Genomic DNA, 10,840 nt, shown 5'->3' with positions numbered 1-10,840 from the left:
TTCAGTGGTCGGTTCCGGTCAAGCCGGGAAGATCGGGCAGGTTCTGGATGGTCAGGGTGCCGTCGGCCACGCCGGCGGCGGTGATGCGGGCCAGGTCGTCGAGGGCCTCGGATTGCTGCCGCAGCAGCTCCGCCCGGCGCGCGATCTCGGCGAGCACGGCCTCGTACCGCTCCAACTCCTCACCTCCCAGGTCGGGGACGCTCAGATCCTCGACGCCGTGCGAGGCCCGTACGGCTCCGCGGGTGCGGCCGTGGTCCGAGGCCGCGGCCCGCAGGAGCGCCGCCAGGGTCCGGGGCTGGACCGGGGGGTCGGCATCGGGGTGGACACGCAGGATGCGGGCCGGGGTGACGACGACCGACAGGCCCTCGGTGTCAACGTGAACGCCGAAGCGCGGACTGGTGGTGACGACGAGATCGCCCGGCTCGGTGAACTGGATGTGCTCGTACGCCGTGAGGACCAAACCCCGGTCGATACGGCGGTTGCCGAACCGCGCCATACCGAGGATCTCCTCCGGCCCGATCACCGCGTAGTGGCCGTCGGAGGAGAGGTGCTCTGGGGCGATGCGGTGGCCCGGGCGGCGACGCAGACGGCGCTCTTTGAAGAGACGGCTGATGGTCGTGCGGCGGATCGGCTGGTCCTCGGAGCGGAGTACAGCCCCGATCCTCAGGGGGCCATCGGCGCCAGCCCGGCGCGCCCCTCGCTCGTCGAGTTCGGCGAGGTGTCGCTCCACATCTGCGATGCGGGCAGGGCGTTCCACGACGGCCCGGGCGTACCGGGCCTCAGCCGAGCGGTGCTGGACGGTGAAGGCGGAGCCCGGCCGGTCGTCGAGCTCCTTCGCGGGCACGACGGCCGCATGGCGGAGCTGGTGGCGGCGGTCCCCGTGCCATGCGGAGGCCTGCCAGATGGCGATGTCCTCGGCGAGCACGTCGAGGACCGGCTCGATGAGCGGCTGCGCGGAGTAGTCGGCGAGGAGGACGCGGCCCGCACGCTCATCCTCGGGGGTACGAGCCAGGATCCAAACGGCGGTGCGGTAGCCGGGGCGGTAGGCGAAGGCTCCGTCGGGCAGGCTGATCACCGCTTTGAGGAGGCCCTTGTCGAGGAAGGAGCGGCGCAGCCGGTCCGCACCCCCATGGCGGGGCAGGGACCCGACCAGCGCGTCGGCCGGGCCGAGGACGACCGCCGTCGAGCCGTCGCTGAGGTAGTCGGTGAAGTCCTGGACCCGTTCCAGGACCTGGCGTGCGCTGCGGGTCTCGCCCGCCTCGTACGGGAGGGCGCAGACCAGTACGTCCGGATCGCCCCAGTCATCCGTGGACAGTTCCTCACCTTCGGTGACGTCGAGCGAGAACTCGAACACGCCCCGAACGAGCATCCTGCGCCGGACGAGACGGGCGAGCGTCGGGTCGGGCTCGGCCGCGAGGTAGGTGTGGCCGGAGTCCTCGGGCGCCGCCGTGTGCAGGGCGGCTAGCAGGTCGCCGCTGCGGGCGTATGGGGTGGCGACGATGGACTCGTCGGCCAGGGTGCCGATGCCGGCCAGGGCCGCGAGGGCGCGGGCCACCGCCGGGGTCGGTTCGTCGGCGGCCAGGTCGTGGGAGCCGAGGCGGCGGCGGGCCTCCAGGACCCAGTCGAAGGCTTCGGCGGGGGTGTAGGCGGCCTCGGTCAGCTCGTCGGCGAGCGCGCCCAGGGCCGAACCCAGACGTTCCGGGTCGGGGACGGCCCGCAGCTCGGAGAGGAGGAACGTGTCCTCTGCGTCTAGATCGGCGGCCTGGTCTAGGAGGTTGCCCCAGGCTTGCTCCCCAACGGGGGCGTCGTACTGCTGGCGGAGGCAGATCAGGGCCGTCAGCGCGCCCACCAGATCGAGGCCGGAGAGGCCGGAGGACCGCCAGGCGGCAAGGGTGTGCAGAGCCGCCTCGGCCCGCAGGCGCCGGGGCTCGGCCTTGCCGCGGCCGGTTCGGATAAGCCAGCCCACAACCTCCCGGGCGTCGAAAAGCGGGCTACCGCCCTCGCGGGTCACCGGGACGGGGAAGTCGGGGTGACGTCGACTCCAGGTGGTGGGGACGGGCCGCTTCACTTGCGCGAGGGCGGCGATCTCGGCGTATCCGATACGCCAGGCCGGGACCTCGGGCAGGATGGGACGAACCTCGCCCGACATGGAACCGCTCATCGTTCTTCCCTCCCCCAGAGTCGTGTCTGTCGAGGTGGCCCCGAAACACTCGCCGCATCGACGTGTGGCAGAAGCTTACAGTCCGATGCGATCTAGCCATCAATTCTTCTGATAACCCCCGTTATCAGGAAGTGAGACTTCATCCTACGGAAGCAGCGATGGGTTCCCTCGTCACAACGTCCGCGTGAGGTCCACGCGACGAGCAGCAAGACCTGACATTCCTGCGATCACCACACAGCACTCCTCCGCCCGGAGCGGCCTGGGCCCCGCACCGCCGACGCCGACACCCACGGCGAAGCCCGACCCGGCGACCTCCTTCGAGGGCGACGGCCAGTACCTGGTCGGCGTGGACATCGCGGCCAGCGCACCCGCCGCATTCGGGACCGCCCGTACACACTCCGCCGTCTCCGGTGCCGCCCACACCCCGGAGCGAAGAGCCAGCCCCCATTCCCGACACTCCGGCGGACGGCTCCCGCTGAGCCTGGTTGTCCCGCCCCTGGTCCTCGCCATCGATGTGGCCCTCGGCACCACGGTCACGGGTGACTGCTGACTGGCAGCCTCCCTGGCCGACGGCGACGCGTCTCTCACCGAGGAGACGTTCGCGCGATGAACTGCCGGCCCCGGCCAGGTGCGGTCGCCTACCACTCCCCGCCGTGACCGCCCCGACGGCAACGACCACCATCGCAACGAGGTCCTGGACCGGGGGTACCGCCCTGTCGAGTACCCGGAGCTGGGCCTCGTCGCACTGAGGGATGGTCTTATGGATGTCAAGCAGCGGTTGTGAGCTGCTCGGCGGTGATCGGTGAGGTGGTGGGGGCGGTCAGGACCTGGTAGATCTCGCGGGCGATATACCGCTTGAGGCAGCGGATGATCTCCTTCTTCGACAGGCCGTCCGCGGTGCGGCGGGCCGTGTAGTCCTTGGTGCGCTGGTCCCAGCGCAGGCGGCAGAGCACGATCCGGTAGAGGGCCGAGTTGGCGCCTCGGTCGCCGCCTCGGTTGAGGCGGTGACGCTGGGTGCGGCCGGAGGAGGCCGGTAGCGGGGCTGCACCGCAGAGCATGGCGAAGGCTGCCTCCGAGCGCAGGCGCTCGAAGTTCTCCCCGGCCGTGACAAGCAGCTGCCCGGCGACGTCCGCGCCGACGCCGTTCAGGGCGAGCAGGGCCGGGGCGATCTCGGTGGCCAGCGGGGTGATGAGCTCGTCGAGTTCATCGACCTCCTCGCCGAGGCGCTGGTGGCGGCGGGCGAGGGTCCGCAGCGCGAGTCTGGCCGCGACGAGCGGCTCGCCTGCCCGCTTGGCGTCCGGTCGTGAGGCCGCACAGGTGGCGATCAGCTGCCGGTCGCCCAGGCCCCGCAGGAGGGCGCGCAGTTCCTCCGGCGCGGTGATGATGAGGGTCTTCAACTGCCGTGACACGTCGGCGCGTTGGCGTACCGCGCTGCGGCGTGCGACGCGCAGGCTCCGCAGGGCCTCCACCCGGCCGTCGCGACGTTTGGGTATGCCGGTGCGGCGCTGGGCAAGGGCCGCGCGGGCCGCCGCCTCGGCGTCGACCGGGTCGGACTTGCCCTGCCAGCGGCGGGCCTTGCGGTCCGGGCGGTCGATCTCGACCACCGGTACGTCCTGCTCGCGCAAGTGGCGGGCCAGGCCGGCCCCGTAGGCGCCGGTGCCCTCCACCCCGACCAGCACCAGGGTGCCGAACGAGCGGAGCCATGCCAGAAGCTCGCGGTAGCCGGCCGCGGTGGCCTCGAACTGCTCGGCGCCCAGGGGGCGTCCGGCCGAGTCGACGGCCGCGGCGGTGTGGGTGTCCTTGTGGGTGTCGACGCCGCCGGTGATCTCGCGGGCCTGTTGTGCGATGGTGGACATCGCCGTCCTCTCCATTGAACCGGTCAGGGCGGCAGTCACCGGTCCGGCGGGCGGACAGGACAGTGATGGGGCCTCTGGCCAGGCTCTTATGAAGTCACGCAAGCCGGTCCGGTGGCTGCACACGAACGCCTCCCGGGCGGGGCCGACAGATCCCGCTGAGGACCCGAGGTCAGTCAGAGGGTGGGTCAGACCCCGCCGGAAGACATCCATGAACATCCTCACTGTCAGAAGGCGTCGTCGAGCTCAAATAATGGATCAGGCATGAAAGTTGATAACCCTGGTTACCAGTAACTCATAATCCTTTGGTCTTGCTCTCTCCCTAACGTTTCGTCCCGTCAGAAGGCGGTGCACGACACCGCCGCATCCCCTGCCAGACCGCACAGGAGAGCCTTCGTGACCAAGACGGAACAGCACCAGCAGACCGCGCTCCCCCTGGCCGAGACGGTGGCGACGCGCCTGGCCGAGTCGGCCCTTCCCGAGCCCGTCAGGGCTCTTCTCCGCGAGGCGCTCGACAACGACACTCCCGACACCGCCACGTCACCGGCCCCCTCCGGCCGCGTGTACCTCGACTCCCTCACCGTCAACGGCTTCCGCGGCATCGGTCCCCGCACCCGGCTGAGCCTCAGCCCCCACCCCGGCGTCAACCTCGTCGTGGGCCGCAACGGCTCCGGCAAGTCCAGCCTCGCCGACGCCATCGAGGTCGGCTTCACCGGCGCCAGGGCTCATCGGCCGGGCCAGGACGCTACTCGCGGCGGCCACTGGTCCAACCTCCATGCCGGAGACGGTCCCATGATCGAGGTCAAGCTCGCGATCGAGGGCGACACCGGCCGCAGCAGCCTCACCCGCACCTGGACGAGCAAGGAGTTCGGAAGCTCTGAGGCCACCTTCAAGCGCCCGGGCCACGAAACCGTGCCCCTGGCCGAGGTCGGCTGGGACACGGCTCTCGCCGACCACCGGCCGTTCCTCTCGTACACCGACCTCGACCTTATGCTCACCGGCAAGCCGTCCGAGCGGTACGACGCGATCGCCGCCATCCTCGGCATGGAGCTGCTCTCCACCGCGACCAACAGGATGAACGCGCGGGAGAAGGCCCTCGCCGCCGCCGCGAAGGAGATGAGGGAGGCCCTGCCTGGCCTGAAGGACGCCCTCTACGAGCTGGAGAACGACGACCGCGCCGTACAGGCCCTGGTCGCCGTGGATACCCCGGGCGCCCTGGACCTCGACACCATCGACCAGCTCCTCGCCGGCCTCCCCCCGGCCGACGACAGCCGGCTCGCCGAGCTCCGCGTCGAGGCCGGGGTGCGTGGTCCCGACTTGGAGAAGGTCGGGCAGGCTGTCCAGCGGCTGCGCATCGCCCTCGCCGACGTGGAAGACCTTCGCGGTACCGACGCCGAGAACGCCCGGCTGCGCGCTGACCTGCTGGAGAGGGCCCTCGCCCACGTCGACCGGCATCCCTATGACGACGTCTGCCCGGCGTGCGGAACGGAACGGGTCCTTGGACGGGAGTGGTACGACCGCGCCTCCCGGCAGGTCGCGGAGCTGCATCGCGAGGCGAAGGCCGCCGAGGACGCGCACTCCGCCGTACAGGCGGGCGCACGGAACCTCCAGAGCCTCATCGAATCCCCCGCACGCATTCCCGCCTCCCTGACCGACCCGTGGAAGGTGTGGATCAACTACCGGCAGATCACGGACCCCGTCGAGCTCGCCCGGAGCGCCGAGGAGGCCGCCACTATTCTGGCCGACGCCTGTGACACCGTCAGGAGGTACGCGGCCCGCGAGTTGGAGGAGCGTGACGAGCGGTGGAGCGCGCTCGTCGTCCGGCTCGCTGCCTGGGCGGGTCAGGCTCGCGCGGCCGAGCGGGACAAGCCCCTGCTGAGCAACCTCCGCAAGGCGGTGAAGTGGCTCAAGGACCTCACCACCGAACTGCGGGAGCAGCGCATGGAGCACTTCACCGGCGCCACGCAGGACATCTGGGAGCGCCTGCGGCAGGAGAGCAACGTCGACCTCACGGCCGTATGCCTGAAGGGCAGTGAGAAGGCGAGCGTCCGCAAGCTCGTCATGGCAGCCTCCGTCGACGGCCAGGACGCTCCCGCCCTCGACGTCATGAGCCAGGGTGAGCTGCACTCCCTCGCGCTCTCCCTCTTCCTGCCGAGGGCCACGACGGCGGACAGCCCGTTCGGCTTTCTCGTCATCGACGACCCCGTGCAGTCCATGGACCCGACCAAGGTCCACGGACTCGCCCAGGTGCTGCACGAGATGGGCAGGCACCAGCAGATCGTCGTCTTCACGCACGACACCCGCCTGCAGAAGGCGTTCACCGACCTGGAACTGCCGGTCACGGTCTTCCAGGTCTCGCGTGGCGAGGGGTCCCGGGTGAAGGTGGAGTGCGTCGACGACCCGGTCGCCCAGGCCATCGGCGACGCCCGGGCCATCGCCTCTACCCGGAACCTTCCTGCCGAGACGTGCAGCCACGTGCTGCCCGGCCTGTGCCGCATCGCCCTCGAGAACGCCTTCCTGGAGGCCGCATGGATCCGCCACCACCGCGCCGGCGGATCTGAGCGGGACCTCCAGGACGCGCTCAACAGTGCAGAGAGGCTCCAGAAGGTCGCGGCGATCGCCCTCTTCGGCGATCTGGGACGCGTCGGCGACGTCAAGTCCGAGGTGCGCCGTCGTTACGGGGACCAGGCCTGGAGCCTCATCCGGAAGTGCCAGCAGGGGGCCCACCCTGACGGCACCTCGATCCCCGGCCCCCACCGCTTCGTCTCGGACGTCGAGGCTCTGGCGCAGAAGATCCGCAAGCCGGAGGTGACCGCATGACCATCAACTGTCCCGCTTCTGTCGAAGGTTTGCTGCTGACTGCCAATCGTCTGCTCGACGGCGAACTCGCCGGCGTCACGACCACGGGCAGGCACCGCGGAGCGTGCCTCGCACTGCGGACGGCCCTGGAGCTCTGCGTCGACCGCACGCTGAAGGTCGCACTGCCCGGCCTGCCTCACACCACCTCGAGTCGCGCCAAGCTGCTCCTCCTGCACCACTCCACGGCGGCGGAGACGGCCCGGCACGCGAAGGCCCTCTGGGCCCAGCTCAGCCTGGGATGCCACTACCACCTGTACGAGCTCGGACCCACGTACGACCAGGTACGGGCCTGGCGGGCCGAAGTCGACGACCTCGTCCGGGAACTGGCCTACCGATCAGGCAACTGACTCTTCGCCACAATCCGGTTTCTGATAGTTGTTTTAGCGGGTACGGGCACATGCCCGTGGCGGTGTCCCCCGGCATCGCAGGGAGGACGTACATGAGCACCACCACTCGGGATCAGATCCTCGCCGGCGAGCAGCGGGCGGTGGATCACGCGTACGACTGTTATGCGGCGAAACTCGCCGAGCTGAGCCGCAGTTCGACGGCCGCCGCTTCGGCAAGCGGTAAGGACGGAATCGCCAACCGGGTCCAGGCGGAGGCCCACGCCGAGGCGTACGGAGGGCTCGGCGACGAGGCGCTGGTCTTCGCCCGCGTCGACGCGCCGGAGGACCCGGGCGGGGAGCCCCAGCCGTGGTACATCGGGCGTCGGGGCGTGAGGGACAGCGCGAACGACCCGGTGGTCGTGCTGTGGACCAGCCCGCTCGCGAAGGAGTGGATCGAGGCCAGACCCGAGAAGCCGGGCGGGGTGGTCCTGCGGCGGCAGCTGCGTTGCGTGCAGCGGGTCGTCGAAAGTTACTTCGACGAAATCTCTCTGGCAGCGCTCGAGCCCGTGGTAACCGCACTCCCAGAGCCCCGGCAGGCCGTCGACGACAGTGGGACGGAAGTAGAGGGGCGCGCGGTCCCCACCCCCAGTGACGTCGTGCGGCAGCAGCGGCGGAAGGCGCTCCAGCCTGACGACTTCCTGCTGCAGGAGCTCCAGCGGTCGCGCAGCGGGCGGATGCGGGACATCGTCGAGACCATCCGCCGCGACCAGATTGAGCTGGTCACCGGCTCCCCCTCGGACATCCTCGTCGTGCAGGGCGGTCCCGGTACCGGCAAGTCGGCGGTCGGTCTGCACCGGGTAACCTGGCTGGTCAACAACGGGCACTTCAAGGCCCAAGACATCCTCGTCATCGGCCCCCACCAGCGGTTTCTCGACTACGTCGGCCAGGTCCTGCCCACCCTCGGCACCCGGGACATCAACGCCGTCCAGCTGGACCGGCTGTGGGAGGGCGAGGTCCTCGGCACCGACTCGGCGCGGGCGCGGCTCGTGAAGTCGGACGAGCGCATGGCGGCCGTGCTGCGGCGCCGCGTCGAGCACGACTACCGTCCCGAGGCCCTCGATGGGCTCACCGTCGAGCCCTCCTTCGAGGGCGACGAGCCCGCGGTTGTCGTCACCGCGGGCAGCAGGACCCTGCGCGTGCCGAAGTCCGAGGTCCTCGCCCTCCTCGACCGGGCCCACAGTGGCGGCGAGCCCTTCCGGGCACGGCGCGACCACTTCCGTGGCCTGTTCGTCGACCGGCTCCTGCAGGAGCTCGCCGAGATCGCACCACGCCGGGCGCAGACTGGCACGATCCGTCGCGACCTGGAACGCAATCGCCGGGTCGAGCGGCTCGTCGAACGTGTCTGGCCGTCACCGGGCCCTCGGGAGGTCCTGCGCAGCCTCTACGACTCGGCCGATCTGTTGCGAGTCTGCACCGACGGCCTTCTCGACGAGGACGAGCAGGCAGCCCTGATACGGGCCCGCGCTGCCAGCGCCGATGCCGACCCGTGGACCCTCGACGACCGTGTCTGCCTCGAAGAGCTCCGGGTGCTGATCAGCGATGACACCCCGCGGCGGTACGGGCACATCGTCGTCGACGAGGCTCAGGACCTAACGCCTATGCAGGCCCGAGCCCTACGGCGGCGCTCCGCCGTCGGCGGCTCCATGACAGTCCTGGGCGACCTCGCGCAGGCGACGGGCGCCCACATCCCGACGAGCTGGGACCTGCTCGGCGCGCTCCTCTCCGACCACGGCGACTGGAGTGTGGCCCGGCTCGACACCAGCTACCGCGTCCCCGCCGAGATCATGGAGTTCGTCGCCCCTCTTGCCCGGACGATCGCCCCGTCCCTGCCATACCCACAAGCCGTCCGCGAGGCGGGAGCGGACGCGGTGCGAACCATCGCGACCGAGCCGTGGAAGCTGCTCGACGACACCGTCGCTCATGTGGCGCGGCTCGCCCGCACGAGCGACGGCAGCACACGCCGCTCCGTGGCCGTCATCGTCCCCGACGACTCGGACTGGTTGGACGCGATCAGCCGCCGAATCGACGAGGGCAACGACATCGACGAGCGGGACCGCGAGGCCGTCTCCGTGCTTGCCGCCACCCAGGCCAAGGGCATGGAGTACGACCACGTCCTGGTCGTCGAACCCGCCATGATCGCCGACCGCGGCCCCGCCGGACTGCGGCAGCTGTACGTGGCCCTCACCAGGAGCACCCAGAGCCTGACCGTGCTGCACACCGCCCCGCTGCCGGAGGCGCTCACCGGCTCCGAGGACGACCCGGCGGGCACCGCGACGGCGGCCGAGACCCGGCCTGTGACGGCAGTGGAACGGCTCCCCCGGATCGGCGCCGACGTCAGGGTCGAGGTCGTCGACCGGGCCCCCGGCGGGCGCTACAAGGTCCGACCGCTGTCCCCCGTGATCGACCGGCCTCTCGTCCTCACCGTCCGCCACGGATCGGTCCCGCCCCGGCGGGGCGAGCAGCTGGACTGCTGGGTGTTCGCCAACGAGACGAGCCAGACGGTGCTCACGGCCGATCAGCGCGGCCGGTCGCCCGTCTCGGAGCGGATGGCGGGGCGCTACCTCGCGGCGTTGGACGTGCTCGGCGAACTGGCCGGGACCGACGGCGACGTGCCCGACGCCCGCGGCCGTCTCTCCGAGCTCCAGGGCATGGCCAACCGCATTCTCCGGCGCGATCAGGCTGACTGGGTCGACGTGTTCCACCTGTTCGGCGACCCGGACCGGGAGTTGCTCGGCGTTCTGCGCGACCTCGCCGCGACAACCAACCGCGCACTCAAGGAGGGCACGTTGGACACGAAGCAGCTCGCGGAGGAGCTGGCGGCGTCCGGATGCGCCGGGCCCCTCGCCGTAGCACGGCGAGAGCTTCAGGAGCGCTTCACCACCGCCGCTTCGAAGGAGCCGGACTCCGACGAGGCCGTGCCCACCGTCCCACAGCATCCCGACCAGCAGGAAGAGGCGCAGATGACCACCGCGGACACCGCACCGGCCCCGACCATGAGGGAGGTCTTCCTCCGCACCCTCGCGGAGGCCGCCGAGGCCGACCGCACGTGCAACAAGCACGAGGCGGTCCGCCACGCGCTGAAGGCGTCGCTCCTCTGGGCGGACCTCCAGCCGACCGACTCGTCGGTCGTCGACGTCAGCTGTGTCACCGGGCGCGGCCTCTTCCTCTACGAGGCCCTCGGCGCAGGCCGCTCCGCCTACGCGGACCTCCGCGCGGGCGCGACCCGGTTACTCGAGATCGCCCACACACTGCCCGACCTGGCCGACGGTCTCTACCTCGTCCTCTCCGAACCGCCCGCCGAGGACTGGGCCGCGGACATGATCCGCGACGTCTTCCGCGTCCACGTGATCTGGCGCAGTCCGGCCGGCTGGGGTGGCGAAGGCACAGACATCGCGTTGGGCTCCGTCAAGTAACCCGCGTCCCTGGGCGTGGCCCAGCTTGACGATTAACGTCAAGCTGGGCGTCACGCTGGCAAACAGGACTTCGACGAGGGCGACATCGGCGCGCTTGGTGGTCCGCAGCCGGTCCCCTGCCAGGGACGATCAACGACTCACAGCGAGTCGGTACGACAGCGCCTCCCA

General features: G+C 70.6%; 5 protein-coding genes. 3 read left to right on the top strand and 2 right to left on the bottom strand.

Annotation, left to right across the window (positions count from 1 at the left end):
* Position 1: 1 nt before the first annotated feature.
* Both ACIO5E_RS29185 and ACIO5E_RS29180 read right to left on the bottom strand, forming a co-directional pair.
* A complete protein-coding gene (locus ACIO5E_RS29185; protein WP_400673446.1) occupies positions 2-2,161 on the bottom strand; it encodes an N-6 DNA methylase in 2,160 nt (719 codons plus the stop codon).
* Positions 2,162-2,928: 767 nt separating this feature from the next.
* On the bottom strand, positions 2,929-4,017 hold the full coding sequence (locus ACIO5E_RS29180) for an IS110 family transposase (RefSeq protein WP_400673444.1): 1,089 nt from the start codon (positions 4,015-4,017) through the stop codon (positions 2,929-2,931).
* A 393-nt stretch (positions 4,018-4,410) separates the two neighbouring features.
* Between ACIO5E_RS29180 and ACIO5E_RS29175 the strand changes: the two genes are divergently transcribed.
* The 3 genes from ACIO5E_RS29175 to ACIO5E_RS29165 all read left to right on the top strand — a co-directional run bounded on the left by ACIO5E_RS29175 (position 4,411) and on the right by ACIO5E_RS29165 (position 10,672).
* Positions 4,411-6,834 carry an AAA family ATPase gene (locus tag ACIO5E_RS29175; RefSeq protein WP_400673442.1) on the top strand — a complete coding sequence of 808 codons (2,424 nt, stop codon included), beginning with the start codon at positions 4,411-4,413 and terminating at the stop codon, positions 6,832-6,834.
* Positions 6,831-7,220 carry a hypothetical protein gene (locus tag ACIO5E_RS29170; protein ID WP_400673440.1) on the top strand — a complete coding sequence of 130 codons (390 nt, stop codon included), beginning with the start codon at positions 6,831-6,833 and terminating at the stop codon, positions 7,218-7,220. Before ACIO5E_RS29175 ends, ACIO5E_RS29170 begins: the two co-directional genes overlap by 4 nt.
* A 92-nt stretch (positions 7,221-7,312) precedes the next feature.
* Positions 7,313-10,672 (top strand): HelD family protein, encoded by a 3,360-nt coding sequence (locus ACIO5E_RS29165; protein WP_400673438.1) that lies wholly within the window; start codon positions 7,313-7,315, stop codon positions 10,670-10,672.
* The last annotated feature ends 168 nt before the right edge of the window (positions 10,673-10,840 follow it).

The sequence above is a fragment of the Kitasatospora sp. NPDC087314 genome, from assembly GCF_044744365.1.
Lineage (GTDB): Bacteria > Actinomycetota > Actinomycetes > Streptomycetales > Streptomycetaceae > Kitasatospora.
This window is presented reverse-complemented; position numbering and strand designations above follow the sequence as displayed.

What these genes read in the sequence shown, in the direction of transcription:
- ACIO5E_RS29185 (WP_400673446.1), bottom strand. Translation starts at nt 2,161, where the DNA reads ATGAGCGGTTCCATGTCGGGCGAGGTTCGTCCCATCCTGCCCGAGGTC.
- ACIO5E_RS29180 (WP_400673444.1), bottom strand. Translation starts at nt 4,017, where the DNA reads ATGTCCACCATCGCACAACAGGCCCGCGAGATCACCGGCGGCGTCGAC.
- ACIO5E_RS29170 (WP_400673440.1), top strand. Translation starts at nt 6,831, where the DNA reads ATGACCATCAACTGTCCCGCTTCTGTCGAAGGTTTGCTGCTGACTGCC.
- ACIO5E_RS29165 (WP_400673438.1), top strand. Translation starts at nt 7,313, where the DNA reads ATGAGCACCACCACTCGGGATCAGATCCTCGCCGGCGAGCAGCGGGCG.